Source organism: uncultured Sutterella sp. (assembly GCF_937923675.1).
In the GTDB taxonomy this organism is placed as follows: domain Bacteria; phylum Pseudomonadota; class Gammaproteobacteria; order Burkholderiales; family Burkholderiaceae_F; genus Sutterella.
The window spans coordinates 103,916-129,822 of the sequence record NZ_CALDXB010000029.1; the positions used below are offsets into that span (position 1 = coordinate 103,916).

Sequence of the window (25,907 nt, forward strand, 5' to 3'; positions counted from 1 at the left end):
AAAAAGCCCGGGCATCCATTGCGGAGCGTCCGGGCTTTCTTTTGGAGAACTCAGGGCTTTATTTCTTCTGGAAGAAGTTCTTCACTTTATCGAAGAACCCCTGAGACTTCGGATTGTGCTTGTCGCCGCCTTCCTTCAGGGAGGCGTCGAAGTCGCGCAGCATCTTCTTCTGCTTGTCGGAAAGATTGACCGGCGTCTCGATCTCGATGTGGAGATAAAGGTCGCCCGGCTGATGCGTGCGCAGATTCGAAATGCCCTTGCCGCGCAGACGGAAGGTCTTGCCGCTCTGCGTGCCTTCAGGAAGCGTGATGCGGCTTTCGCCGTCAAGCGTCGGCACCGTCACTTCGCCGCCCAAGGCAGCCGTCACGAACGAAATCGGGAGCTGCATGTGCAGGTCGTCGCCGTCGCGCTCGAAGATGTCGCTCGGACGCACGCGGATCTCAATGAAGAGGTCGCCCGCAGGGCCGCCGTTGACGCCGGGCTCGCCCTTGCCGCTCATGCGGATGCGCTGACCGTCATTGATGCCGGCGGGGATGTTGACCTCGACCACCTTGGCGGAGCGCTTGAAGCCCGTGCCGCTGCAGTCGGGGCAGGGATCAGCGATCACCTCGCCCGTGCCGTGGCACTGCGGGCAGGTCTGCTGAACCTGGAAGAGGCCGTTGCTCATGCGGACGACGCCTGCGCCGTGGCAGGTCGGGCAGGTCTTCTTAGACGTGCCCGGACGGCATCCGGTGCCGTGGCAGCTCGTGCATTCATCCCAGGCAGGAACGCGGATATCCATCTTGCGCCCGTGCGCAGCATCCTCAAAGCTCACCTCCAGGGTGTAGCTCACGTCGTTGCCGCGCATCGGCTGCGGTCCCTGAGGACCGGCGCCGCGACCGCGTCCGCCTCCGAAGAGGTCGGAGAAGATGTCGCCGAAGGCGCTCTGGAAGTCGCCGGAATTCATTCCGCTGAAGCCACCGAACCCGCCCTGACCGAAACCGCCGGCGCCGGCGCCTGCTGCGCTCGGATCAACCCCGGCCTTGCCGAAGCGGTCGTAGGCAGCACGCTTTTGCTCGTCGGACAGAATCGCATAGGCTTCGCCGATCTGCTTGAACTTTTCCTCAGCCGCCTTGTCGCCCGGATTGCGGTCCGGATGATATTTCATGGCAAGACGCCGATAGGCCTTCTTGATGTCGTCCTGGGAGGCTCCGCGATCTACGCCGAGCACCTCGTAATAGTTCTCTTCCGCCATGTCGATGTCGTTGATTTCAAAAAGCTGAGAAAGGGCCGGCTGGTAAAACTAGCCGACCCTTCTCGTAATGGAAGCGCCTTTGCTGCGCCTGGAGTTCCGTTTACGCCCCCGGAGGCATCTCCGGGGACCTGGCGGAACGGGCCGAACCTGAAGGATTACTTCTTCACGTCCGTGAAGTCGGCGTCAACGACATCGTCGTCCTTCTTGCCGGCTTCAGCGCCCTGCTGCTGTTGCGGCTGAGCCTGAGAGGCAGCCTGAGCAGCCTTGTTCATCTTTTCGCCGATCTTCTGCGCGGCGGTCATCAGACGTTCAACAGCCTGATCAATGGCGGCCTTGTCCTCGCCCTTGACCTTCTCTTCAACGTCCTTGATGGCGCTCTCGCAGGCAGCGCGGTCAGCGCTTTCGACCTTGTCGCCGAAATCCTTCAGGGTCTTCTGAACCTGAGCAACGGCGGCGTCGGCCGTGTTGCGGGACTGAGCGAGCTCGAAGCGGCGGTGATCCTCTTCCTTGTTCGCTTCAGCATCAGACACCATGCGCTTGATCTCTTCCTCAGAGAGGCCGGAGCTCGCCTTGATGGTGATGTTGTTTTCCTTGCCCGTAGCCTTGTCCTTGGCGGACACGTGCAGGATGCCGTTGGCATCGATATCGAAGGTCACTTCGATCTGCGGGAGTCCGCGCGGAGACGGCGGAATGCCTTCGAGGTTGAACTCGCCGAGGAGCTTGTTCGATGCGGCCATTTCATGCTCGCCCTGATAGACCTTAATGGTCACGGCAGGCTGATTGTCTTCCGCGGTCGAGAAGACCTGCGAATGCTTCGTCGGAATCGTCGTGTTGCGCTTGATCATCGCGGTCATCACGCCGCCCAGGGTTTCAATGCCGAGGGTAAGCGGAGTCACGTCGAGAAGGAGCACGTCGCGGCGTTCGCCCGTCAGAACCGAACCCTGAATGGCTGCACCGATGGCGACCGCTTCATCGGGGTTCACGTCCTTGCGGGGTTCCTTGCCGAAGAATTCGCGGACGACTTCCTGAACGCGCGGCATGCGGCTCATGCCGCCCACGAGGATGACGTCGGTGATGTCGGACTTGGAGGCCTTCGCATCATTGAGCGCCTTCGAAACCGGAGCGATCGTGCGCTGGACGAGGTCCTCAACGAGGCTCTCGAACTTCGCGCGGGTGATGCTCATATTGAGGTGCTTCGGACCCGTGGCATCGGCCGTGATGTAGGGGAGGTTGATCTCCGTTTCCTGACGGCTCGAGAGTTCGATCTTCGCCTTTTCAGCAGCATCCTTCAGGCGCTGCAGGGCGAGGACGTCCTTGCTCAGATCGGCGCCGGTGTCCTTGCGGAACTCATTGATGATGTAGTCGACGAGGCGCTGGTCGAAGTCTTCGCCGCCCAGGAACGTATCGCCGTTCGTCGAGAGCACTTCGAACTGCTTGTCGCCGTCGATGTTCGCGATATCAATGATCGAAATATCGAACGTGCCGCCGCCGAGGTCATACACGGCGATCTTGCGATCGGCCGTGCCGCCCTTGTCCATGCCGAAGGCAAGCGCCGCGGCAGTCGGTTCATTGATGATGCGCTTGACGTCGAGGCCCGCAATGCGGCCGGCATCCTTCGTCGCCTGACGCTGGCTGTCGTTGAAGTAGGCAGGCACCGTAATGACGGCTTCCGTGACCGGCTCGCCGAGGTAATCCTCAGCGGTCTTCTTCATCTTGCGAAGCACTTCAGCAGAAACCTGCTGCGGAGCGAGCTTCTTGCCGGCAACTTCAACCCACGCATCGCCATTGTCCGCACGGACAATGCTGAACGGCGCAAGCTTCAGATCCTTCTGGACTTCCGCATCGTCGAAACGACGACCAATCAGGCGCTTCACGGCGAAGAGCGTGTTCTTCGGATTCGTGACGGCCTGACGCTTTGCGGGAGCGCCGACGAGAATCTCACCGTTTTCCATGTACGCAACGATCGAAGGCGTTGTGCGGGCGCCTTCACTGTTCTCGATGACCTTGACGTGATCGCCTTCCATGATGGCGACCGCGGAGTTCGTCGTACCAAGGTCAATACCGATGATCTTTGCCATGTTTAGTGGTTCCTTATGGATTGCTCGATTCCCGACGCGCCCGACTATGAAGCACGCTCAGGAACCAAGCGCTTGTGAAATCTTTCCGGAAGGCCTTCCTCCTCGCGGGAGAACTGCCTTCGTTCATTCGCTCTTTAATGCCTATATGGGGCCGGTCCATTCTTTTTCAAGGGCCGGTTTGCAAAAAATCTTTTCATAGCTTCCGGGACGCTCCGGGAGGCGTGCTCAAGAAAGAAAATGCCCTGCAGGGATTGCTTCCCGACAGGGCATTCTCAAAGCGATTGCCTCTCCGTTACTGGGCGACGCTCACCATGGCCGGACGCAGCACGCGGTCGCCGATGCACCAGCCGCGCTGGAAGACCTGGACAACGTCGCCCGACTTCATGCCTTCAGGAGCCGGCACCATCGTGATCGCCTGATGATGATGCGGATCGAAGGGAACGCCCTTCGGGTCGATCGGCTTCATATCGGAAACGTCAAGCGCATGAAGGAACTGGCGGTAGGTCGCTTCCATCCCCTCGCGATAGGGGCTGTCGGGCTGACCGTCCGTAGCTTCGAGCGCCTTTTCAAGGCTGTCGACGACAGGAAGCAGGTTCTTTGCAAACTTCTCAATCGCGAACTTGCGCGTCTTGATGAGTTCCTCGTTTGAGCGGCGGCGGGTGTTTTCAAGCTCCGCCATCGCACGCACGTAAAGGTCGTAGTGCTCAAGAACCTTGGCTTCGGAGAGCTTGAGCGCGGCCTGAAGCTCCTCGACCGTAGGCTTTTTCGCTTCGGCAGGCTTCGCTTCAGCCTCTGCGCCGCAGGCGCATTTCGTCTGAGGCTCCGCATCATGGCAGCCGCAGCCGCCCTGACCGCACGAGCAGCCGGCTTCGTTCTCTTTCTTGGCAGATTCGTTCTGAGCTTCAGTCATTTCAGTTTTCCTGTAGAAAGCGTCCGGATGGGGGCGCCCCGGCGCTCCTTCAGTTCAGGAAGCGCGGACATTGCCGCCCGTCCGGCAGATCTGGTTTTCCTCATATATGGGGACGGCGCGACCCTTTTTCAAGACCGCGGAACCCTGAGGAAAACGCCGAGATGAGGTGCTCTCTTAAATCCAGCCCGAGAGCTCGCGCCGGGCAATGGCCGCATAAGCGTCGACGGCCTCGTCGCTCTCATTGAGGGCGGGAATGTAGTGGAAGACCCCGTTCGGGTTCGCTCTGAGGTAGGCGCCGCGAAGCTCGTCTCCGATTTCCTCGATGGTTTCAAGGCAGTCGGCGGCAAATCCGGGGCAAACCACGTCGATGCGGGGGAGTCCCTCGCGGGCAAGCTTTTCCACAAAGGGGAGCGTATAGGGCTGAAGCCACTCGTCGCGGCCGAAGCGGCTCTGAAAGCTCACCGCCCATTCGTTCCCGCGCAGATTGAGCCGTGCGGCGAGCGCCGCTGCCGTTTCATGGCACTGCGCTTCGTAGACGTCGCCGAGCGCCGTGCTCTTCGCGGGTATCCCATGAAAGCTCATGAGGAGGCGCCCGCCCGCATCCATCGGACGCCCGGCCTTTTCCCAGAAGCGCTCGATGTGAAGCGCAAGGGCCTCAATGTAGTCGGGCTCGAGGTGATATTCGCGCACCGTCCGAAGTGCGGGAACATTTCTCATGGAGAGCACCGTTTCGAAGACTTCGTCGAGACAGGCCGCTGAAGTCTGCGCTGCATACTGAGCGAAGAGCGGCATCACGAGGATGCGCTCAATCCCTTCCTTTTCGACGAGACGGCGTACGCAGTCCTCCACCGCAGGCTTCCCGTAGCGCATTGCCCAGACAACGCGCACGCCGTCGCCGAGCCTCTGCTGGAGCTTCCGGGCAGTCTTCTTCGTATGGACGATGAGCGGAGAACCTTCCTCCGTCCAGACGCCCTGATAACGCTTTGCGGACTTCGCCGGCCGAACGCGAAGGATGATGCCGTGAAGAATCGGCCACCACTTCCACTTCGGAAGCTCGATCACGCGGCTGTCAGACAAAAATTCCGCCAGATACTCCCGCACGGCGCCAGCTTCGGGAGCCTCGGGCGAACCGGTATTGATGAGAAGAAGCGCGGTCTTCGGATGCTGAGAGGTAAGGGCGGAGTCTTCCATAGGATGCCTGAGGCGCTTGGGTCAGGCGGCTCCGGACAATTGCGTCCGGCTCTGCCGCCCTGAAATTAAAACTTCAGAATGCTTTTTAACCGCAGACCCGTGCGGGCCCCGCAGCAAAAGCGAATGCGTCTCGAATTTTCCGCTATCGACCTTAAGGTCGCCTTGTGGGCTTCAGAGCGCACGCGCGAGCGATTCCTGACGCACGCGGCGGTGACGCCACATCCAGAGAATGGCGCCGCCCAGAAGGCTCATCCAGAATTTCCCGAGCACCTGCCCGAAGAGATAATCAAGCGACCCGAAGGCGAGCGTGAGGAAGATCATGCTGTCAACCACGGAACCCACGAGACCGGAGACAATCACGGCCGTCGAGGGGAGCTTCTTTCTCATGGGCGTATAGACCGCAAAGTCGGCGAGCTCAGAGAAAAGGAAGGCGGCGGTGGAGCCGAGCACGACGGAGGGTTCGGCCAGGAAGGCCGAAAGGAAGGCGCCCGCAACGATCGCGGCAATGGTCCAGCGGTTGCCGAGGAGATTCTGCACGGCATCGCGAAGCACCAGAGCAAGACCGGCGAGCATCACGGCCGAAGGCGACCAGACGCCGGGCCAGACAGGTATCAGGCAGGGTCCGTTCGGATCGCAGACAAGACCCACATTCATCACCACCCAGTTGCCGAGCGGAATGGTGAGAATAAAGAGAATCAGGGTGATGAGGCCGTACTGGAAGTGCCGGCTGGAAAACGCCCGGGGGCTCATAGCCATAGCTTTGCTCCTTGAGGACGCACCCTCCGGCAGATATCCGGCGCACGTCCAAAAAGAATTAAGGGCGGCACCCGAAAGACTGCAGGCTTTAGCAGCCGGTGCCGAAGAACTTCATCACGCGGCGCGGGAGGTATTCGAGATCGCCCGGGAATCTTCCGCCTTCGGGGAAGCCCACGTGGCCGCCCTCCTTCGGAAATTCACCCAATACGGACGAACTCATCTCTGCGGCCGTGGGGAGCGCCCAGGCAGGCAGAAACGGGTCATTTTGCGCGTTGAGAAGAAGGAGCGGAACTCTCACCCCCGGCAGATACTGCTTTGCGGAGCATTTCTGCCAGTAGTCCATGGCCGATTTGAAGCCGTGAACCGGAGCCGTGTAGATGTCATCGAAATCATACAGAGTTCGGCAGCGTCTGATGACCTCAATGTCAAAGAGATCCGGGTAGAGACGCGCTTTTTCCTCAAGCTTGAGCTTCAAGGTCTTGAGGAACATGTCCGCATAGAGCGTGTTGACGCCCTTGCTGATGCGCTCGCTTCCGGCCACCAGATCAATCGGAGCGCAGATCGATACGGCCCCCTCAACGAGACCGATTGCATCTTTCCCAAGGTCTCCCAGGCACTTTGAGAGCTGATTGCCGCCGAGGGAGACGCCCACGGCGTACATCTTCGCCCGGGGGAAGCGCCCGTGAACGGTTTTAAGCACCCAGCTGTTGTCTGCCGTATCGCCAGCGAAATACGCGCGGGGAAGCCTGTTCATGAGACCGCCGCAGGTGCGGAAGTGCGCGACCACGCCGCGCCAGCCGATCCGCACGCATTCGTGCATGAGGGCTTCAGCGTAGTGGCTGTCGCTCCCGCCCTCAAGTCCGTGAAAGTGCACGAGGACGGGCGCAGCCGGATCAATCGGCTCGGGCTCCGCCCAGTCCCAGGCGACGATGTCGTTGTCGGGCGTGGTGACGATTTCCCGTCGATAGGTCACCTTCGGGCGCGCGGTGATGCGCGCCGGGATGACGGTCTGCAGGTGGCCTCCCGGGCACCAGGACGGAGCACTGTAATCAGACTCGGAAATAGGCATGACGAGGTAAGAAGCAAGAATCTTGAACGGGCGTTCAGAAAGAATTTTTGATTCTAGCCCGCTGCTGTCGGTTTGCTTCTCCCTGACACAATCTGTTGCGGTTGGCGCATCCCGCGGAATGCCTACTGCCGCTGCGGTCCGTCATTGCCGAAGACTTCCCGCCAGAGGGCCTTGACGGCTTCGCGCTCCGCTTCAACCATGTCGAGAGGAACCCTCGCAGGGACGCCTTCGCCGGCATTAAGCCGGATCTCGTGCTGCAGCGCCCGGTAGCGGCGATAGGCGAGAACTGCGCTCGCCGCGGACGCCTCATTGATGAGGCCGAGCCGCGCGCACATTTCGAGAAGCAGGATGTTGCCGAAGTTGTTGACGAGCTCCGGAAATTCAGCGCTCCAGCCGAGCACGAGGTACTGCACGATGAATTCAACGTCCACCATGCCGCCGCGGTCGTGCTTCAGGTCGAAAAGACCGCTTGAATTCGGATGGCCCTCGAGCATCTTCGCCCGCATGGCGCTCACCTCAACCTTGAGCGCGTCGCGGTTGCGCGGTTCCCTGAGAATTGCCACGCGCTCGGCCTCAAACTTGCGGCCGAGATCCGGGTCGCCCGCGACAAAGCGGGCGCGCGTCAGCGCCTGATGCTCCCAGAGCCAGGCGCCGTTGCCGTCCACGTTGCGCTGATAGCGCGAAAACATGTCGAAGGAAGAAACGGCGAGTCCGTTCTCCCCATTGGGCCTCAGTCTCAGGTCGACGTCGAAGAGTTTCCCGGACGAAGTCTGCACGGTGAGCGCGCTCATCATCCGGCGCACGAGGCGGCTGTAAAGCGCATCCGATTCCGGATCGGGATCGTCGCAGAGGAAGACGAGATCAAGGTCGCTCTGGTACCCGAGTTCCTTTCCGCCGAGCTTCCCGTAGCCGATCACGGCAAATTTCGGCGGCTCCTCCGGGTGCCTCGGCAAACTTGCCCACGCAAGATCAAGCACTTCCGCAATCACGGCATCAGCGAGCGCGGAAAGCTGGTCGGCAAGGCGCTCCACGGCGAACCGCCCGTCAAGATCCGCCACCAGCAGGCGGAAAACCGCCCCGTGGTGCGCGTCGCGCAGGTAATTCATCTGCCGCTCCTGGTCGCCTTCGGCAGACACGAGCTGCTCATGGAGGTTCTCCTGCCAGCCGCTCCAGTCGACCGGGGTGAAGTCGTCCATTTCCGAACTTCTCGAATCGACGAGCTCATCGAGCACAATGGGATGACGCACGACGTAGTCCGCGCTCCAGCGGCTCGCCGCGAGCACGCGGCCTACGCGGGCAGCCGCGGAAGGATACTGATAAAGGAGCGCCGCATAGGTCGAGCGCCCGGCAATCGCCTCAAGGAGACGCAGGTAGCGCGAAAGCTCCTCGGCGCTCGAAATCACGCGGGTGCCGGACCGTTCAATCCATTCGGGACACTTTTCGACAACGAACTGCACGAGGCGGCGCATGCGCGTGCGCGCCTCTTCGGAAAGGACGAGCGCGCGCCTGCCGCTCACGAGCGAAAGAATGCGCGAGGCGAGCTCGCCGCTTGAGTCGCCGTAGCCCAGATCGCCAAGCAATTTCTCGAGCATTTCGGGCGCTCTCGGCGACCCGTCCGCCCAGCCTGCCGGCCAGCGATCAGCATCCTTAGCTTCCGATTTTTCGGCATTCACCTGAAAAACGCCGTCGAAAGTCTTCGCCACATACTCGCGCACGCGCTCGATTTTCGACCAGAGCTCAGAGGGTTCCATGCCGAGGAGGCCGGCCGCGCGCTCGAGCGTCTCTCCCTCACGCGGCAGCCACTGCGTCTGCTGATCGTCGACGTACTGCAGCGCATGTTCGACATCGCGCAGGAATACGTAGTACCCGGAGAGCGTATCTGCGGCTTCCGCCGAGAGGGCGCCCGCACGGGCGAGCGCCTCAATCATCGGGAGCGTTGAGCGGCCGCGCAGCGTCGCATCGCGCCCCCCGCGGATCACCTGCAGCGTCTGAACAATAAATTCGATTTCCCGGATCCCGCCGCGCCCAAGCTTTACGTTGCAGCCTTCCCGCGAACGCGCAAGCTCCCTGCGGTCCGTTTCCGCGCGCACGAGTTCATGAAGCTTCGTAAGCGAGCTGATGGCGCTGAAGTCCAGATATTTGCGGAAAACGAAAGGCTGAACGAGGGAGCGGATGTAGCGCGATTCCGTCTCGAACTGCTCGGGCGTCGAGAATACCGGACCGCTCACGATCCGGCCCTTCAGCCAGGCAAAGCGCTCCCAGTCGCGTCCCTGCGTGTAGAGATATTCCTCGAGCATGTCGGCCGAACAGACAATCGGACCGGCGTCGCCGTTGGGCCTCAGGCGCATGTCGACGCGGAAGACGAATCCGGGGCCCTCCGGGTCATTCAGGGCCGGAATGATCCGGCGCGCGAGCCGCGCATAAAACTCGTCGACCGTCACGGAGCGGCGGGCATTGGGAAATTCCGCCGTCGGCCGCGTTTCGCCTTCGTCGCCGTAAAGAAAAATCAGGTCGATGTCGGAAGAGACGTTGAGCTCGCGTCCGCCGAGCTTGCCCATGCCGACGACGAGCAGATCCTGCGGGATGCCTTCGGCATTCATCGGCACGCCCCAGCGCTCGGCGAGCTCGCGCCCGTGAACGCGCACCACGGCCTGGATGGCTTCTTCCGCAAAGATGGTCATCGTATCGACCACTTCATGGAAGCCGCAGGCGCCCGTGGCATTGCGGCCGATGAGGGTCAGCATGATGTCGCGGCGAAGCTTTCTGAGCGCGAGCGAGAGCTGCGCGCTGTCTGCTGCCCGGAGGATCTCCCCGCGGATGCGTTCGCGCGACCAGGGCTCTGAAGCGAGCGACTCAAACCGGGCAAGCTTCTCCGCCTCATCGTCGCCCGGCACCATGGCCTTGAGCGAACGCGATGCAAAGAGCGAAAGTTCGGCAGCTTCCCTCAACGTCGGCCTCGTCATATTTTTTCTCCTTCTGGCAAGAAGCGCGTGTATCTGCAATTCTACGTTTCGATTTGTCAAACCTTGCGTGCGCGGCGCCGTGCTAACGTTTCAAGTGGCATTTCCCTCAACCCTGAAGCGATTCTGCAGTGCGCCCCGAATCCCCCTATCGCGAAGCTCAGAACGGGCATTCCTCCTCCCTGAGAAAATGGCTCGGGAGAGCGGGCTGGTTTTTGCTCGCGATTTGGTTCATAGCCGGTTCAGCAATCGTTTTCTCGCGCTGGTTCTTCACAACGCAGTTTCCGAAGCACCTCAGCCAATATGAGGCGATGCTCGGCGAAGCAACGGGCATTGACGTGAAGGCAGGCCGCCTGGAAACGGGCTTCACGCTGCTGCGTCCCGTCATCACGCTCGAGGATGTCGCGCTCTCGCGCAGAAACGGACCGGTGTCGCTCCATCTGCCGAAAGTTCAGGCCGAACTTGCCTGGAGCTCCATCTGGCATCTGGAGCCCCGTCTTCAGACGCTCATCATCTCCGCGCCGACATTCAATGTCAGGCGCCTCACGGAAAAAACCTTCGATATCGGCGGCTTTACGCTCGATATAAGCGGCGCGGCAGCTTCGGATCCTTCCGGCGAAGAATCCCATAAGACCGACATTCCTGCCCTCAAATGGCTGCTGAGCCAGGGGCGGATCCTGATCGAGAACGGAACTTTCCGCTACACGGACGAAACGTTGCCTGAGCCGCTGCCGGTTACCGTCAACCGCGCGAACATCGCTTTTGAACAGCGTCTTTTCGATTACCGGGCATCGCTTTCGGGCATTCTCCAGACGGACGGCGTTGCGAGACCCTTTGATCTGCGCGCACGGCTAGAAAAGAACATTTTCTCCGAGAAAGCGGATCCCTTCACCTGGAAGGGAGAGGCCTACGCGGACTTCGCACGCGTCGATTTTGCCCGCATCATGCAGCGCATAGGCTTCGCAAACGTCGTGCGCACAGGATCGGGCGCCGCACGCACGTGGATCAGCTTTGATTCCGGCCGCATCACGCGGCTCCTCTCCGACATCAACCTTTCCCGGGTTCGCGCTCAGATTGCGCCGGAGCTCGAAAAACTCAATCTCTCGAGTCTTTCGGGCCGCATCGAATTTTCTGAAGATGCCGGCGGAATGCACTTTCGCGCCGATCGTCTTGCCTTTCAGCATGGCCTCAACGGCTTGCGCTTCGGACCGGCCACGATTACCGCCGACTGCGCGAAAAACGCTGCCGAGGACGTAAGTTCATGCAATTTCGGTGCGTCTGAAGTCTCCATCGGAACGCTCGCCAAAATCGCCTCATCGCTTCCGCTGCCTCACGACGCGCTCGACTTTCTCTCCGAGCGCCCGATCTCCGGCATCCTCCAGGAAGCGAGCGCCTCATTTCACAGCGACTATAAAAATCCAAGCAACTGGAGCTTCGCAGGGGTCTTTCGCGGCATCACGGTTCCTCCGGGTGAGGACGGGCTCCCCGGCATACGGAACCTTTCCGGCTCTGTCCGCACGGATACCCCCGGCGAATTCGACATCACGCTCGACATGCATTACGGCGCGCTCTATTTTCCGGGCGTCTTCAGAAATCCGCAGCTCAACGTGACGAGCCTTACGGGCCGGGTAAAGGCATCCATTCACTCGGAAGTCAATCTGGCCTTTGAAGACATCAAGGTCGCCAACGACGATCTCGCCGCGCGGGCAGAAGGGACCTGGAAAAATTCCGGCGGCGCGGGCTCGATCGACATTTCGGGTTCGGTCGAGCGCGGCATCGGCGCCTCCGTCATCAAGTATCTTCCCAACGTCATCGGCGATCCGGCGCTCGACTACGTCGAGGCCGCAATCATGGGCGGCCGGATTACGGGGGGCAGATTCGTCGTCCGCGGACCCCTGAATGCCTTCCCCTGGGACGGCTGGAATCCGGCCGAGGGCGAATTCCGGATTGAAGGCGATGTCGCTGACGGCTCCATGGACTTCATGCCGACGCGCGAAAGAACGAAGGACGGCAAAGCCTGGGTCCGGGGCGGCGAATTCCCGGTGCTCACCCGCGTCGGCGCGCATCTCGCCTTTGTCGGCAACCGGATGACCATTACCGGAAATTCCGCGAGGTGCGGAGCGCTCTCGGCAACAGACGTCAAGGTTGAAATCCCGTCCTTTGTTTCCAATCCGCCGCTCCTTACGGTTGACGGGAAAATCAATGGCGATTTCGGTGAAGCGCTCGGCTACCTCGGGAGAGCCGGATTCCTCGCTGATCTGATCGGGAAGCCTTTTGAGGAATCCCGCGGAAGCGGCGCAACTGAGGCCGTCCTTTCGCTTCGGGTCCCGCTCGGAAACGGCACTACCGAATATTCGGTCGACGCCGCGCTCTCCCAGGGCACCTTCGCTTATCTGCCGTTCCTCCCGGAGGTGAAGAACCTGTCGGGCAGGCTCACCGTGTCCTCGAAAGGCATTTCAACGCCTCAGGTCTTCCGCGGCAGCACTGCCGCCGGCCCCGTCACGGCATCAGCACAGTCGGACAAAAACGGCGTCACGCTCGACATTCATTCGGCGGCAATCCCGGAGGACCTCCAGAGGCTCGTAGATGCCGACTGGGTCACGCCCTGGTTCGGCGCGCTCTCCGGGAAAACTGAAGTCCGCACCCGCGCCACGATTCCCTGGGATTCGAAGAAGCCTCTCAGAATTGAAGGTGACTCGTCCCTTGAAGGACTTGCGAGCGAACTTCCCGAACCTCTCGGAAAATCAGCTCAGGCAAAAATTCCCGCCAGATTCACCTATGAACACGACGGGACTCATGCCTCGCTCTCAGTCTCAGCGTCGCCCCTCATTAATCTGAATTTCGGCTGGCAGGGAGAGAAGCTCACGCGCGGCTATATTGGCCTCGGCGCACCGATGCGCAGCGTTGCTTCGGGTCTCGAAGCCGCAATCCGCACCGACAAGCTCGACCTCACGCACTGGACCGGGCTCTGGACGAAGCTCCAGAAAACGCCGGCAGCGCCGCAAAAGGAAGCTTCCCCGGCGAGCGCCGTACCGGACATTTCCAAGCTTGATTTTTATGCGGGGAACGTCACCTGGAAGGACCAGTCGCTCGGCACCATTGACGGCGTCTGGCGGCAGCTTCCGGGACTCTGGCATCTGCGGGTTCACGGCGACATGGCAATGGGGCAGGCCGAATATGCCTATGAAACTTCGAATGCCGCGCCGAGGCTTACGCTCAAGCTCAACAGCCTGCGCCTTCCGGAAATTGCTGAAGACAAGCCGGAATCCGTCCCGACAGGCACCGGCACTCTGCCGCTTTCGGCTGCAGTACCCCCTGAAAATCATTCCGCTCTTGCCGGCGCGCTCGAAAAACTTCCCCTGCTGCCGGATCTGCGCATTGTGATCGATGAACTTGTCTACGGAAAAAGAAACGTAGGCAAAGTCGAGCTCTCCGCAGACAACCGGATTGCGCCGGAGGGCGGGCGCGACTGGACGCTCAACGCGCTCACGATCCGCAATGCAGGCGGCACGCTTACGAGTTCAGGCCGCTGGCACCGCGTGAGCATGGACGATCCCGGGCGTTCCACGATCAATTCCGTCATCGATGTCCGGGACGCCGGCAATGTTCTTTCGAGCCTCGACATCAAGGGCGTCCTTCGGGAAGCGCCCGGCGAAGCGAAGATCAATCTTTCCTGGATCGGCCGACCGAGCGGATTCAACCTTCAGACGCTCTCTGGCGAGGTATCCGCGCATACGGGTGCCGGGCAGCTCCTTCAGGTTGAGCCCGGCGCCGGCCGGCTGCTCTCGCTCCTTTCGATGCAGCACCTTCTCAGGCGGCTCACGCTCGACTTCCGCGACGTCATCTCACAGGGCTTCCGATTCGATTCCTTCTCCACCAGTTCCGAAATAGAGAACGGCGTCATTCACGTGAAGCGCACCACTGTCGCCGGAAGCGCAGCAACAGTGGTGACCTCGGGCGACGTCGATCTCGTCAACAATATCCTTGACCTGAAGGCGCTCGTTCTCCCGAGCATCAACGCCGAAGGCGCCTCGCTCGCGCTTGCCATTGCCAATCCCGCCGTCGGTCTCGGCACGCTCCTCGCGCAATGGGTGCTGAAGGACCAGATCTCGAACTTCCTCTCTACGGAATATGAGGTGAAGGGTTCGATCGACGACCCGGCGATCGAGAAGATTCCCTTTGCGCAGCGTCAGGCGGGATCCGGCACGCCGCAAGTGAATCACTGAAAAAAAATCATGTCAGATTCTCCAGCCATTCTTGCTCTCACGCGCCGCATCGCGTCGGGCGCGCCCGTATTTCTCTTCTTTTCGGGGAGCTGGTGCGGCGCCTGCCGCGCAATGAAGCCAATCTTTCTCGAAGCTGCTGAAACGCATGCGCGAGAAGCTGAATTTGCCGTCGCCGACATCGAGGAAGCAAACTATCTCGCCGCCGACTGCGGCGTTTCGTCGCTTCCCGCCATCGTCTTCTTCAAAGACGGCGACGATGTAGACATGCTCTCAGGGCGATTCTCCAGAGCAGAACTCGAGACTTTCATTTCCCGCATGCTTCTCTGATCTGCGCTCAAATGCCGCCTTGCTTCGGCAAACCCGCGCCGACTGCAGGATAATGTCGGGATTCACTCATTCAGACGGAAAAGAAGTGTTCAGTCCCTTCAAGCTGATGACTCCGATCGTGTGGCTTACGCGCCTTCTCGTTGGCGCCTATCCGCACTGGCAGGGCTGCGCCCCATCGCCGAAGCAGCGCATTTACTTCGCCAATCACACGAGCCACCTCGATACCATCGTGATCTGGGCCTCTCTCCCCCCGGCGCTTCGCCGGCACGTACGCCCGGTCGCAGCTAAAGACTATTGGGAAAAAGGCCTCCTCAGACGCCGCATCGCGCTCGATGAACTCCACTGCGTGCTGATCGACCGGCGCCGCACCGAGCACACGAACCCGCTCGACCCGCTGCGCGAAGCCCTGCGTCAGGGAGACTCCCTCATCATCTTCCCGGAAGGCACCCGGCGGCCCCAGCCGCTGCCGAGTCCCTTCAAATCCGGCATCTGGCACCTGATGACTGAATTCCCGAATGTCGAATTCATCCCGGTCTACATTGAGAACCTGCACCGCGCAATGCCGAAGGGCGTCCTGATTCCCGTACCCACCGTCTGCTCGGTGCGCTTCGGGGTTCCGGTCGAGCATTCGCCTCAGGACCTCAAGGAAGATTTTCTCAACCGTGCGCGCGACGCCGTTATTGAACTTTCAAAAGCATGAGACTCGGATTCACCATTCAGGAGGCGTACACCTTCCTCTTCTTCGGACTGGTGCTGCTCGCGGCGCTCGGCACCTTCTATGTTTCCTGGGCGCTTGACCGGGCAACAGAACCCGAACGCCAGCAGAGGCTGCGCGCCGTGAGTTCGCGCCTGCGCATGGCCTGGTGGCTGATCGTCGTCTTTACGATCGCTTTTCTTCTCGGACAGCCCGCGCTTCTCGTCTTCTTCGCCTTCATCAGCTTCTTCCTGCTGAGGGAATTCATCGCCATTACGCCGACAAAGCCCACGGACCACTATGCGCTCGTGGTTGCGTTCTATCTGGCGATTCCGCTTCAGTACCTTGCGATCGGGTTCGATCAGCCCGAGATCTACACGCTCTTCATCCCGGTCTACCTCTTCCTGGTGCTGCCGGTGATCATGGCGTTTTCGCGCGACACGGACCGCTACCTCGAGCGCGTCGCCAAGGTCCAGTGGGGCCTCATGCTCTGCGTCTTCTGCCTCTCGCATGCGCCGGCAATCGCCATGCTTGATCTGACGCGCTACGGCTCCTCCGGCCCGCTTCTCATGCTCTTCTTCCTGCTCGTGATCTTCGTCTCCGACCTCACGAGCTCGATTGCGAGTTCCATGCTCGGCGGCAGAACGCTGCGCTTCAACATGAACCGCACGGTCGTCGGCAACGTGATCGGCGGCTTGGGCGGCATCATCGCGAGCGCGCTCATGTTCTGGATTACGCCCTTCCGCTTCTGGCAGGCGCTTCTCATGGCGCTTGCCGTCGTGATCGCGGGCGTTCTCGGCGACATGGTCTTCAACTGCGTCCGCCGCAGCATGGGCGGCGAACGGCTTGCCGGCGAAGGCGACATCTACATCACGCGCGGGCTCCTCGCCCGCCTTGCGCCCATCACTTTTGCCGCCCCCGTCTTCTATCACCTGACGACGATCTTCTTTATTACCTATAAGGACGTCTTCTAAGAAGCCATTGCGCAGAACGCAAAAAAGCCCGCTTCAGGGAATTCCTGGAGGCGGGCTTCTTTTTTTGCCCCGGGAACCGGACGTGCGGCTTCCTCAGGGTTTAAAGACCATCAGCGGCGGCGCTGCTGGCCCTGGGGCGCCGGAGCGCGGCCCTCAATATGACGGAAGGTAATGCGGCCCTTCGTGAGGTCATACGGCGAGAGCTCAAGCGAGACGCGGTCGCCGGCGAGAATGCGGATATGGTGCTTGCGCATCTTGCCGTTGGTGTAAGCGATAAGTTCGTGACCGTTGTCGAGCTTCACTCGGTAGCGGGCGTCCGGGAGCACTTCCAGGACCTGACCCGACATCTCAATGAGATCTTCCTTTGCCATATGAATCCATGTGTATGGGGAAACGTAAATCCCGGCATCCTGAGGCTGAACCTCTCCCCTCCGGGAGAGCCCGCCCATGCCGGACATGCTTCTGCGCCGCAGCCATTCAAAAATGAATGAGTAATGCGGCAAGCAACATCTTCGAAGCGCAGGATTTTACACCTACCATTTGCAAATCTGCGATTCTTGGGCGAATTTTTCGCTTTCTTCCATCCAAAAAGCTCCCTCGCACCGAAATGGCAGTAATCCTCCTTAAGAACTAGAAAATCGCCGCGGGGTAATATTCTTTTCGTACCCCTCGGGCTTCGAGGCATTCCGACGCCCCGGAGCGCACGATTCGGTCAGCTTTCCGGCCGCACCATGCAATTTCCAAGCGCCTCACCAGGAAGCCAAGCGGCACACCCTCAGAAGATTTGGCGGGTACGGGTCTTGCCTCTAAACCCCATGCGCAGGACTCCTGCACCATTGTCTTTTCTGCAAAAGCAATTTATCGGAGCAAAGGAATAATCCTATGAAGTCAGTCCTCGTTCTTTACCACAGCAATTCCGGCCACACCGCCCGCATTGCGCGCCGCATCTGGGAAACGGTCATTGCCGAAGGCAATCAGGCTGATCTGATGTGCGTCATGGAAGCGGATCGCGAAGGGCTTGACTGGAACAAGTACGATCTCGTGATCGTCGGCGCTCCGGTTTTCTACGGCAAGTTCAGCCGTCAGCTCGTGGCCTTCGTCAATCGCTTCAAGTCCGTTCTGGATGCCAAGGCGACGAGCTTCTTCTCGGTCTCTGTCGTCGCCCGTACGCCTGCCAAGTGCACGCCTGAAGGCAACGTCTACACGCGCAAGTTCCTCCAGGGCAATCCCTGGAAGCCGAAGGATGCGCACTGCTTCGCCGGCAAGGTCGACTACCCGAACTGGGGCTGGCTCGACACCAAGATGATCCAGATGATCATGAAGATGACGAAGGGCCCGACGGAGCCGACCGCCATCATCGACTACACCGACTGGAAGGATGTCGAGGACTACGCCCGCCACTGCCTGACGCTTGAAGCCTGAGAATCCTCTGGCGCAGTACGCCCTTGAGGCGTGATCCCCGCAAATGCCGGTTTTTCTGATTCGGGTTATCCCCGAAGAGAAGACCGGCATTTTGCATTCTGACGGGGCGTTTTTGTCGCTCCAATCGACTACACTGCGCTCCACCCTGATTTTTCTAAAAATTGCCCATGTCCGATTTCCTTTGGTACGGCGCCTATCCTGCCGGCATTCCTCACACCATCGATCCTGACAGCATTGCAAACATCCCGGCGATTCTCGATGCTGCGGCGAAGAAGTTCCCGAAGCGCACGGGCTACACGAACCTCGGCGCCAACCTGAGCTACGCCGACGCGGCAAAGCGCTCCAAGGAATTTGCGGCATATCTGCAGTCGCTTCCTGAATTGAAGCCCGGCGACCGCGTCGCCGTCATGATGCCTAATCTCCTGCAGTACGTAATTGCGGTCTTCGGCATCCTGCGCGCGGGCATGACGGTCGTGAACATCAACCCGCTCTATACGGCGCGAGAAGTTCACCATTCGCTCAAGGACTCAGGCGCCAAGGCGATCGTGATCATCGAAAACTTCGCCCGCACGCTCGAACAGGCCCTGCCTGGGACGAACTGCACGCGCTTCATACTGACCGGCGCCGGCGACATGCTTTCCTTCCCCAAGCGCGAGATTGTGAATTTCATGATCCGCCATGTGAAGAAGATGGTCCCGGCCTATACGCTTCCCGGGGCGGTGAACTTTCGCGATGCGCTTTCGATCGGTCGATCCGCAGGCTTCAAGCCCGTGGACGTCAAGTCCTCCGACCTTGCCTTCCTTCAGTACACCGGCGGCACGACCGGCGTCGCCAAGGGTGCGGAGCTCACGCACCGCAACATGATCGCCAACGTCCTGCAGGTGAGCGCCTGGATTTCGCAGCGCTTCCATGAAGGCGAGGAAACCGTTCTCACGGCGCTGCCGCTCTACCACGTCTTCTCGCTCACGGCGACCATGGTCTTTACGCACTGGGCCGCCGAGATGGTGCTCATCACGAACCCGCGCAACCTCGATTCCCTTGCCGGCGAATGCGTGAAGCACGATGTCTCCGTCATCATCGGCGTCAATACGCTTTTCGCTGCGCTCCTTCGCAACCCGGTCTTCAAGCGTGCGAAGCTGAAGCGCCTCAAGCTCACCTGCGGCGGCGGCGCTCAGGTCCAGAAGGTCGTCGCCGAAGAATGGCTCGCCCAGACCCAGTGCCCGATTCTTGAAGCCTACGGCCTCACGGAATGCAGTCCGGCCGTCTGCGGAAACATCCCGGGCGCTCCCTGGGACGGCTCTGTCGGCGTACCGGTTCCGTCCACTGAAGTTTCCATCCGCGGAGACGGATTCCGCGATCTCGGATTCTGCCCTGAGGGCGAGGATCCCACGCCTTACACCGGCGAAATCTGCGTGAAGGGCCCGCAGGTGATGCGCGGCTACTGGAAGAAGCCCGAGGAAACCGCCGGCGTCATTCGGGACGGCTGGCTCAGAACCGGCGACGTCGGTCACATGGACCATCGCGGCGTCGTCTACATCACCGACCGCAAGAAGGACATGATCATCGTTTCGGGCTTCAATGTTTACCCGAACGAAGTCGAAAACGTCATTGCCGCCATGCCGGGCGTTCTGGAAGTGGGCGTCACCGGCGTCTCGTCGCCTAAATCCGGCGAAACGGTGAAGGCCGTCATCGTGAAGAAGGATCCGGCGCTCACGGAAGAAGACGTAAAGAACTGGTGCCGCAAGGAACTCACGCGCTACAAGGTTCCTCACGTGATCGTCTTTGTCGAGAGCCTCCCGAAAACGCCAGTCGGGAAGATTCTCCGCCGCGAATTGAAGGATCTCTGATCCCTTAAACGCTGAAGCTTTCAGAGAAACGGCCGTGCGCCTCAGATAGAGGCGCACGGCCGTTTAGCTTTAGCGGGTGAACAAGCCTCGCCGCTCAAAGACCTCAAAGGCCTCTGAGCGGATGCAGATTACTTGCGCACGGGAAGAACCGGCTTTTCGCCGCAGGCGCCGACGAGGGCGGCAGCCGTGAGGAAGACCAGCTGAGGACCGAGCTGCGTGTCGACCTTCTCGAAATACTCCGTCACGGAGTGCGCATTCACGCCGCGGCCGCCCGAGCAGAGGCAGGTCGAGGGAATGCCGAGGCTCATCGGCGCATTCGCGTCGGTCGAGGAGCACATGTACTTGGTGAGCTCAATGCCGAGCACCTTCTGCGCGGAGCGCGCCGTCTGAAGGACCGGGCAGTCGTCCGGACGCATGCCGGCAGGACGGTTGCCGATCTGGGTCTTCGTGAGCTTGAGCTTCAGGCTCTCGTCCGTAATGCCCCAGAAGTCGTTCTCTTCCTGAACGGCTTCCTCAAAGGCCTTGAGCACGCGGGCTTCGAGCTTGAGGAGCTCCTCGTTGCTCACCGAGCGCATGTCGACCTCTACCTCGCAGTGCGCTGCAATGGTGTTGACCGTCGTTCCGCCCTTGATCGTGCCGATGGTATAGGTGGTCTTCGGGTCAGCCGGGACCTTGAAGCACCCGACCTTGGCGCCGGCGCGGCAGATGGCGTGAATTGCCGACGGGCAGCGTCCGAATTCCGCATAGGAGTGGCCGCCCTTGCCGTCGATGGAAAGACGCCAGCGATGCGAACCGGTAGCGCCGTTGAGGACGCGGCCCACATCGGTCGAGTCGATGGCGATGAAGCCGTCAATGTGGCGGGAGCCGTCAAAAAGGGCCTTGGAGCCGCGGATGTCGCCGTTGCCTTCCTCGCCCACGGTGCCGACAAAAAGAATGTCGCCTTCGGTCTCGATTTTCTGGTCGTTGAACATGCGCAGAATCTGCAGAAGCGCACGGAGGCCCGAGCAGTTGTCGCCGATGCCCGGAGCGCGGTAGATATTGCCCTCGCGGCGAACCTTGACGTCGGTGCCGGCCGGGAAGACCGTATCCATATGCGCGCCGAGGGCGAGCACGGGGCCGCTGCCCTTGCCGGGACGACGGCCGACGACGTTGCCGATCGGATCAGTCACGACATCCGTGAGGCCGTAGGCGCGCATGAGTTCAGCCACGCGCTTGGCGCGGACTTCCTCATGGAACGTCGGCGCCTCGATCTCGCAGAGCTCAATCTGCTCCTCCATGGCGCGGTCGACCTCGCGGGCGGCCTGCTCCATGGCAGCCTTCACTTCCGGCTTCTCCGCAAGCTTCTTCACCTGAGCGAGCACCTCTTCCGAAAGGGGCGGAATGTTCTGAGTCATTGAAATCTCCTCCTTCAACGATTTAAGAAGAAAGCCTGACAATCAGGCTTCCTTCGAGCTATTGTTTACAGTGGCTTCAATGCGGATTCTCTTCCCGAGAGCCTCCACGCATTCGCCTCCGCGGAGCTTACGCCCGCGGCGGCTTTCCGGTTCGCCGTCGACGCGCACTTTGCCTTCCTGAACAAGCACCTTGGCTTCGCCTCCGGTAGAGGCGATACCGGCAGCCTTTAGAAGGGCATCGAGCGTGATGTATTCACCGCGCAGCGCAAACGGCGCTTCTTTTTCCTGTGTCATAAACCTTTCTTTTGCTGAAATAGTCGCATCCTCTTATCTCACGTCAAGGAAGCTAAGACAGCAGTTTCTTGAAACCGTGACAGAATGCCATCTCTTAATTATCCAAGAATGCAGGACCCGAATTAACCTTAATGGGAAAAACCCTCAAAGAGCCCTGCGGGATTCATTTTCATGCTTTCCTCCATTGCGATCGTTCTCGGGTACCAGGTCGTCGGCGAACTGATCAGCCGCCTCACGGGCATCCCTGTTCCGGGGCCGGTTATCGGCATGGTGCTCATGCTGCTTTCCTTCCTCATCAAGGACAACCTGATCGGAATCGTACGCCCGACCGCAGGCGTGCTGCTCTCCAACCTTTCGCTTCTTTTCGTACCGGCCGGCGTAGGCATCATGCGCCACGGCCAGCGCTTCCTCGATGAGGGCGTCGGCATCATGGTGACGCTCGTTCTGTCGACCGTCATCGCCATGCTCGTAACGGCCTACGTCATCATCGCCGTCGAAAAGTGGATGAAGATCAAGGATGAGGATTAACTGACATGGAAGATCTTTTCCTCAACGCCTTCGCCCACCTCGAAAAGAACCCGGCGTTCTGGCTCTGCCTCACGCTTGCGCTCTATGTTTTCGGCCAGCTCGTTTTCCGCGCGGCGAAATTCAACCCCTTCGCGAGCCCGATCATCATTTCGGTCGCGATCCTCATCACGCTGCTTGTCGTCACGGGCATCCCGTACGACACCTACTTCGCCGGCGCGGGATTCATTCACTTCCTGCTCGGACCGGCAACGGTTGTGCTTGCGGTCCCGATTTATGAACAGCGCTCCAAGCTCGCTCGCCTCTGGCTCCCGCTCTCGCTCGGTCTTCTTGCCGGCTGCACGGCAGCCATCGTTTCCGTGATTCTCATCGGCAGCGCTCTCGGCGTCTCGTCGGCAACGCTGATGTCTCTCGTGCCGAAGTCGGTCACGACCCCGATCGCCATGGGCATTTCGGAGAGCATCGGCGGCCTGCCCGACCTCACCGCAGCACTCGTCGTGCTTACCGGCATGACGGGCTCGATCATCGGACGTCCGCTCTTCAAGCTCCTCAGAATCCGCTCCGAACCGGTCTGCGGCTGCGCGCTCGGCCTCTCCGCCCACGGCATGGGCACGGGCGCCGCGTTCCTGATCGGTCAGAAAGCGGGCGCCTTTGCCGGCCTCGCGATGGGCGTTTCGGGCATCATTTCCGCCTTCCTCGCTCCGCTTCTTGCGTTCCCGATCATGCATCTGCTCGGCCGCTAACAGGCGGGACGACAAACCTTCAGGAAAAGCCGCTGCGTTCGACTCTGAACTGCAGCGGCTTTTTTCTGCTTAAAAATATTTCGAGAGCGCCTCCACTGCCTCCCGGGCAGTGCGCCAGCTGCTTCTTCCTGCAGACTGTCCGAGATAGACCGCCTCGAGCTCCTCGCGGCCCTGTCTGCGGGCGGCTTCCGTCAAAGGGCCCATCAATGCCTCAGGCGCCGGCCAGGCGGGAAGCCTCGGCTCATAATCCTGAAGCGCATCAAGAAGCGGCGACCGGAGCGCCCGCACCAGCCGCCCGGTATAGAGCCTTGTCAGCGTAAGGTGCGCCGCCGTCGTCCAGATGAGCACATTCCGCACGTAGGGACTTGCCAGCGACTCGCGGGTCGAAAGAAAGGCTGTGCCCGCCATTACGCCGCTCGCCCCCGCGAGAAGCGCTCCGCAGGCCTGCGTGCCTTCAGAGATGCCGCCGGCAGCAATTACCGGGAGCCGCGTCGCACGCGCCGCAGCCGGCACGAGGCTCATGAGCCCCGTGAGCACCTCGTCGGAATCTTCAAAATTGGATCTCGGTCCGGCCGCTTCCGCACCCTGACAGATAATCGCATCCGCTTTCGCCGCGCGCAGCACCTTGGCTTCGCGAAGCGTGGTCGCCGTGCCGATATTCATGATCCGGGCATCGAAGAGCGCTTCCGCCTCAGGCTCGCGAAAGCCGCCTGAGGTTGAAATGACGGCTGCGGGCTTCGCGGCAAGAATTGCCTTAAAGCGCTCGTCGAAGGTCTCATGCTCGCGCGCCGACGCGAAATCGTAGAACGCTTCACCCTCGGGCGAGAGCGGATCGGGAAGCCGAAGCCCCTTCAGGACTTCCGCAAGGCCTTCGGCGAGCTCGCGAAGATCCTGAGGACGATGCGTGACTTTCGGGGGAATGCGGATCTGAATAGCGAAGGGCTTATCCGTCAGGCTGCGGATTTTCTCTGCCGCCTTTTCGATCTCAGAGACCGACATGCCGCCCGTCGGAAGCACGCCGAGTCCGCCGGCAGCGCTCACGGCGGCAACCAGTTCCGGCCCGGCCGTACCCGTCATCGGTGCAGAAAGCACTGCGCGCTCGATGCCGAGGCGCTCCGCAAACGCCTTTGCCCGCTGCTGCGCCTCTTCAAGAATGCCGATCGATTCCGACGTACTCGTCATTTGTCCCTCGTTAAAATCAGCGCCGGTTGAAACTTTTTTGCCGGCACCAGAATTCTAGGGTGCTCTCTCTTTTCAATGTCTAAAGAAAAAGTCGTCGTCGGCCTCTCCGGAGGCGTGGATTCCTCCGTCAGCGCCTGGCTCCTCAAGGAGCAAGGCTACGAAGTCATCGGTCTCTTCATGAAAAACTGGGAGGATGATGACGACAGCGAATACTGCTCCTCGCGTCAGGACTTCATTGATGCGACGGCGGTGGCTGATGTGATCGGCATCGACATCGAGGCCGTCAATTTCGCGCGCGAATATAAGGAACGCGTTTTCTCCGACTTCCTTCGCGAATATTCCGCCGGGCGCACCCCGAATCCGGACATTCTCTGCAATTCCGAGATCAAGTTCCGGGCGTTTCTCGATCACGCCATGCGCATGGGCGCAGACTGGATCGCCACGGGCCACTATGCGCGCGTCAGGCGTGAGAACGGCATGACGGAGCTTCTTCGGGGCGTCGATCCGGGAAAGGACCAGAGCTACTTCCTCCACCGCCTCTCCCAGGAGCAGATCCGCCGCGTGCTCTTTCCCGTGGGCGGCATGCTGAAGACGGAAGTGCGCCGGATTGCCGACGAAATTGGTCTTCCCAATGCGAAGAAGAAGGACTCAACCGGAATCTGCTTTATCGGCGAACGTCCCTTCCGGGAGTTCCTCAACCGCTATCTCCCGACCAAGCCCGGCCCCATCAAGACGCCCGACGGGAAAATCGTGGGCGAACATATCGGCCTCTCCTTTTATACGCTCGGCCAGCGAAAAGGCATCGGCGTGGGCGGCCAGCAGGACTCCACGGGCGAACCCTGGTTCGTCGCCGCAAAGGACCTCAGGACCAATACGCTCTGGATCTGCCAGGGGCACGATCATCCCTGGCTTCTTTCCCACGAACTCACGGCCGTTCACCCGAGCTGGATCTCAGGCGCCGCTCCGGATCCGTCGATTCCCGTTACGGTGAAGACCCGCTACCGCCAGAAGGACGGCCCCTGCCGGCTGGGCTCCGTCACGCCGGACGCGTTCGAACTTCTTTTCGACGAACCCCAGTGGGCGGCTACGCCCGGTCAGAGCGCGGTGCTCTACCAGGGCGACGTCTGTCTCGGCGGCGGCTTCATCGATGTTGTTGAGCGCTGAACCGGAAGAAAAATCGAAAGCGCTTCAAGAAAAACGGCGGGAGCCCTTCAGAGTTCCCGCCGTTTCTTTATCGGACTTTTCTAATTATTCGCTCTTTGCTTCACCGGCATTTCCCGCCCTGGGCGAAACCTTGCGCAGTTCAAGCTGAGCCTCATGTTCCGCGCGCTTCTTTCGCGCGATCAGGTGCCCGATGACGACGACCACAGCAGCGCCGCCGATGCAGAAGGGATAGTGCGCCATGAAGCTGAATTCAGGCCAGTGCGTAGCCACATAACCGTCGGAAACGATCATGCCGCCCGCGATCCAGCCGAGCAGGCCGCCGCCGAAGTAAATGATGATCGGGAAGCGGTCGAGGAGCTTGAGCACGACCTGGCTGCCGAACACAATGAAGGGCACCGAAACGATGAGGCCGAAGATGACGAGGAGTGTCTGGTGCGCCTCATGAGCCTGCTGAGCAGCGCCCGCAATGGCGATCACGTTGTCGAACGACATGACGAAATCGGCAACAATGATGGTCTTGATGGCCCCGAGAAGCCTGGAGCTCCCCTCAATTTTTTCGTGCGAATCGTATTCCGGGATCAGGAGCTTGACGCCGATCCAAAGCAGAAGGAGCGCGCCCACGACCTTGAGGAAGGGCAGATCGAGAAGCATCACCGCAAAGGTAATGAGCACCACGCGCAGCGCGATTGCGCCTGCGGTACCCCAGAAAATGCCCTTTGCGCGCTGCTCATGCGGCAGGTTGCGGCAAGCCATGGCGATGACGACTGCGTTGTCGCCGCCAAGGAGGATATCGATCATGATGATCTGTCCGACTGCCCCCCAATGCAGATTCACCAACAGATCCCATAAATATTCCACGGTGTCTCCCCTTAAGTTGGATTTTTTTGGACTTGAGATTTTAAACGTACAGGTTTACA

The 25,907-nt window shown here is 60.5% G+C and carries 21 protein-coding genes; 9 read left to right on the plus strand and 12 right to left on the minus strand.

Features of this window, described 5'->3' with window-relative positions; genetic code table 11:
• Positions 1-58 precede the first annotated feature (58 nt).
• The 7 genes from dnaJ to glnE all read right to left on the minus strand — a co-directional run bounded on the left by dnaJ (position 59) and on the right by glnE (position 10,201).
• The gene (gene dnaJ / locus Q0106_RS03410) at positions 59-1,234 is read right to left on the minus strand and encodes a molecular chaperone DnaJ (protein WP_297608832.1); all 1,176 of its coding nucleotides are present in this window, start codon (positions 1,232-1,234) and stop codon (positions 59-61) included.
• A gap of 155 nt (positions 1,235-1,389) precedes the next feature.
• The gene (gene dnaK, locus Q0106_RS03415; protein WP_297608835.1) at positions 1,390-3,312 is read right to left on the minus strand and encodes a molecular chaperone DnaK; all 1,923 of its coding nucleotides are present in this window, start codon (positions 3,310-3,312) and stop codon (positions 1,390-1,392) included.
• Positions 3,313-3,604: 292 nt separating this feature from the next.
• Positions 3,605-4,222: a nucleotide exchange factor GrpE gene (gene grpE, locus Q0106_RS03420; protein ID WP_297608836.1), complete on the minus strand. Its 618-nt coding sequence runs from the start codon at positions 4,220-4,222 to the stop codon at positions 3,605-3,607.
• A 174-nt stretch (positions 4,223-4,396) separates the two neighbouring features.
• Entirely contained in the window at positions 4,397-5,413 is a 1,017-nt protein-coding gene (gene hemH / locus Q0106_RS03425; protein ID WP_297608838.1) for a ferrochelatase, read from the minus strand.
• Between the two features lie 171 nt (positions 5,414-5,584).
• Positions 5,585-6,169 (minus strand): VUT family protein, encoded by a 585-nt coding sequence (locus Q0106_RS03430; protein WP_297608840.1) that lies wholly within the window; start codon positions 6,167-6,169, stop codon positions 5,585-5,587.
• An 88-nt stretch (positions 6,170-6,257) separates the two neighbouring features.
• Positions 6,258-7,238 carry an alpha/beta fold hydrolase gene (locus Q0106_RS03435; protein WP_297608842.1) on the minus strand — a complete coding sequence of 327 codons (981 nt, stop codon included), beginning with the start codon at positions 7,236-7,238 and terminating at the stop codon, positions 6,258-6,260.
• 122 nt (positions 7,239-7,360) lie between these two features.
• Positions 7,361-10,201: a bifunctional [glutamate--ammonia ligase]-adenylyl-L-tyrosine phosphorylase/[glutamate--ammonia-ligase] adenylyltransferase gene (glnE, locus tag Q0106_RS03440; RefSeq protein WP_297608845.1), complete on the minus strand. Its 2,841-nt coding sequence runs from the start codon at positions 10,199-10,201 to the stop codon at positions 7,361-7,363.
• Between the two features lie 128 nt (positions 10,202-10,329).
• On the opposite strand from glnE, the gene Q0106_RS03445 reads away from it, so the two are divergent.
• The 4 genes from Q0106_RS03445 (at position 10,330) to Q0106_RS03460 (ending at position 16,419) form a co-directional block, all read left to right on the plus strand.
• Positions 10,330-14,424, plus strand: coding sequence for a YhdP family protein (locus Q0106_RS03445; protein WP_297608848.1), 4,095 nt, complete (start codon positions 10,330-10,332; stop codon positions 14,422-14,424).
• 9 nt (positions 14,425-14,433) lie between these two features.
• On the plus strand, positions 14,434-14,751 hold the full coding sequence (locus tag Q0106_RS03450; RefSeq protein ID WP_297608851.1) for a thioredoxin family protein: 318 nt from the start codon (positions 14,434-14,436) through the stop codon (positions 14,749-14,751).
• Between the two features lie 106 nt (positions 14,752-14,857).
• Entirely contained in the window at positions 14,858-15,451 is a 594-nt protein-coding gene (locus Q0106_RS03455) for a lysophospholipid acyltransferase family protein (protein WP_297609144.1), read from the plus strand.
• Positions 15,448-16,419 (plus strand): phosphatidate cytidylyltransferase, encoded by a 972-nt coding sequence (locus tag Q0106_RS03460; protein WP_295488566.1) that lies wholly within the window; start codon positions 15,448-15,450, stop codon positions 16,417-16,419. Before Q0106_RS03455 ends, Q0106_RS03460 begins: the two co-directional genes overlap by 4 nt.
• Positions 16,420-16,529: 110 nt before the next feature.
• On the opposite strand, the gene infA is transcribed toward Q0106_RS03460, so the two are convergent.
• Positions 16,530-16,790 (minus strand): translation initiation factor IF-1, encoded by a 261-nt coding sequence (infA, locus tag Q0106_RS03465; RefSeq protein ID WP_139688113.1) that lies wholly within the window; start codon positions 16,788-16,790, stop codon positions 16,530-16,532.
• Positions 16,791-17,301: 511 nt separating this feature from the next.
• On the opposite strand from infA, the gene hemG reads away from it, so the two are divergent.
• Both hemG and Q0106_RS03475 read left to right on the plus strand, forming a co-directional pair.
• Positions 17,302-17,841: a menaquinone-dependent protoporphyrinogen IX dehydrogenase gene (hemG, locus tag Q0106_RS03470; protein ID WP_297608856.1), complete on the plus strand. Its 540-nt coding sequence runs from the start codon at positions 17,302-17,304 to the stop codon at positions 17,839-17,841.
• 167 nt (positions 17,842-18,008) lie between these two features.
• Positions 18,009-19,688, plus strand: a complete 1,680-nt coding sequence (locus Q0106_RS03475) for an AMP-binding protein (RefSeq protein ID WP_297608859.1) — start codon at positions 18,009-18,011, stop codon at positions 19,686-19,688.
• 128 nt (positions 19,689-19,816) lie between these two features.
• On the opposite strand, the gene Q0106_RS03480 is transcribed toward Q0106_RS03475, so the two are convergent.
• Entirely contained in the window at positions 19,817-21,082 is a 1,266-nt protein-coding gene (locus Q0106_RS03480; protein WP_297608862.1) for a M20/M25/M40 family metallo-hydrolase, read from the minus strand.
• A 42-nt stretch (positions 21,083-21,124) separates the two neighbouring features.
• Entirely contained in the window at positions 21,125-21,376 is a 252-nt protein-coding gene (locus Q0106_RS03485) for an RNA-binding S4 domain-containing protein (protein ID WP_297608864.1), read from the minus strand.
• A 171-nt stretch (positions 21,377-21,547) separates the two neighbouring features.
• Between Q0106_RS03485 and Q0106_RS03490 the strand changes: the two genes are divergently transcribed.
• Positions 21,548-21,904, plus strand: a complete 357-nt coding sequence (locus Q0106_RS03490) for a CidA/LrgA family protein (protein ID WP_297608867.1) — start codon at positions 21,548-21,550, stop codon at positions 21,902-21,904.
• Between the two features lie 5 nt (positions 21,905-21,909).
• Positions 21,910-22,644 (plus strand): LrgB family protein, encoded by a 735-nt coding sequence (locus Q0106_RS03495; protein ID WP_297608870.1) that lies wholly within the window; start codon positions 21,910-21,912, stop codon positions 22,642-22,644.
• A 69-nt stretch (positions 22,645-22,713) separates the two neighbouring features.
• Here the strand turns inward: Q0106_RS03495 and Q0106_RS03500 are convergent, their stop codons facing one another.
• The gene (locus tag Q0106_RS03500) at positions 22,714-23,826 is read right to left on the minus strand and encodes a nitronate monooxygenase (RefSeq protein WP_297608873.1); all 1,113 of its coding nucleotides are present in this window, start codon (positions 23,824-23,826) and stop codon (positions 22,714-22,716) included.
• A gap of 75 nt (positions 23,827-23,901) precedes the next feature.
• Here Q0106_RS03500 and mnmA point away from each other — a divergent pair, with 75 nt between their 5' ends.
• On the plus strand, positions 23,902-24,990 hold the full coding sequence (mnmA, locus tag Q0106_RS03505) for a tRNA 2-thiouridine(34) synthase MnmA (protein ID WP_297608876.1): 1,089 nt from the start codon (positions 23,902-23,904) through the stop codon (positions 24,988-24,990).
• A gap of 84 nt (positions 24,991-25,074) precedes the next feature.
• Here mnmA and Q0106_RS03510 read toward each other — a convergent pair whose 3' ends face one another.
• Entirely contained in the window at positions 25,075-25,848 is a 774-nt protein-coding gene (locus tag Q0106_RS03510; RefSeq protein WP_297608879.1) for a TerC family protein, read from the minus strand.
• Positions 25,849-25,907: the final 59 nt, after the last annotated feature.

Bases quoted from the DNA above. Each gene is read 5' to 3' on its own strand.
- Q0106_RS03490 (WP_297608867.1), top strand. From the start codon at position 21,548: ATGCTTTCCTCCATTGCGATCGTTCTCGGGTACCAGGTCGTCGGCGAA.
- Q0106_RS03495 (WP_297608870.1), top strand. From the start codon at position 21,910: ATGGAAGATCTTTTCCTCAACGCCTTCGCCCACCTCGAAAAGAACCCG.
- Q0106_RS03435 (WP_297608842.1), bottom strand. From the start codon at position 7,238: ATGCCTATTTCCGAGTCTGATTACAGTGCTCCGTCCTGGTGCCCGGGA.
- glnE (WP_297608845.1), bottom strand. From the start codon at position 10,201: ATGACGAGGCCGACGTTGAGGGAAGCTGCCGAACTTTCGCTCTTTGCA.
- dnaJ (WP_297608832.1), bottom strand. From the start codon at position 1,234: ATGGCGGAAGAGAACTATTACGAGGTGCTCGGCGTAGATCGCGGAGCC.
- infA (WP_139688113.1), bottom strand. From the start codon at position 16,790: ATGGCAAAGGAAGATCTCATTGAGATGTCGGGTCAGGTCCTGGAAGTG.
- Q0106_RS03485 (WP_297608864.1), bottom strand. From the start codon at position 21,376: ATGACACAGGAAAAAGAAGCGCCGTTTGCGCTGCGCGGTGAATACATC.
- mnmA (WP_297608876.1), top strand. From the start codon at position 23,902: ATGTCTAAAGAAAAAGTCGTCGTCGGCCTCTCCGGAGGCGTGGATTCC.
- hemG (WP_297608856.1), top strand. From the start codon at position 17,302: ATGAAGTCAGTCCTCGTTCTTTACCACAGCAATTCCGGCCACACCGCC.
- Q0106_RS03475 (WP_297608859.1), top strand. From the start codon at position 18,009: ATGTCCGATTTCCTTTGGTACGGCGCCTATCCTGCCGGCATTCCTCAC.
- Q0106_RS03460 (WP_295488566.1), top strand. From the start codon at position 15,448: ATGAGACTCGGATTCACCATTCAGGAGGCGTACACCTTCCTCTTCTTC.
- Q0106_RS03450 (WP_297608851.1), top strand. From the start codon at position 14,434: ATGTCAGATTCTCCAGCCATTCTTGCTCTCACGCGCCGCATCGCGTCG.
- Q0106_RS03500 (WP_297608873.1), bottom strand. From the start codon at position 23,826: ATGACGAGTACGTCGGAATCGATCGGCATTCTTGAAGAGGCGCAGCAG.
- grpE (WP_297608836.1), bottom strand. From the start codon at position 4,222: ATGACTGAAGCTCAGAACGAATCTGCCAAGAAAGAGAACGAAGCCGGC.
- Q0106_RS03455 (WP_297609144.1), top strand. From the start codon at position 14,858: ATGACTCCGATCGTGTGGCTTACGCGCCTTCTCGTTGGCGCCTATCCG.
- dnaK (WP_297608835.1), bottom strand. From the start codon at position 3,312: ATGGCAAAGATCATCGGTATTGACCTTGGTACGACGAACTCCGCGGTC.
- Q0106_RS03480 (WP_297608862.1), bottom strand. From the start codon at position 21,082: ATGACTCAGAACATTCCGCCCCTTTCGGAAGAGGTGCTCGCTCAGGTG.
- hemH (WP_297608838.1), bottom strand. From the start codon at position 5,413: ATGGAAGACTCCGCCCTTACCTCTCAGCATCCGAAGACCGCGCTTCTT.
- Q0106_RS03430 (WP_297608840.1), bottom strand. From the start codon at position 6,169: ATGGCTATGAGCCCCCGGGCGTTTTCCAGCCGGCACTTCCAGTACGGC.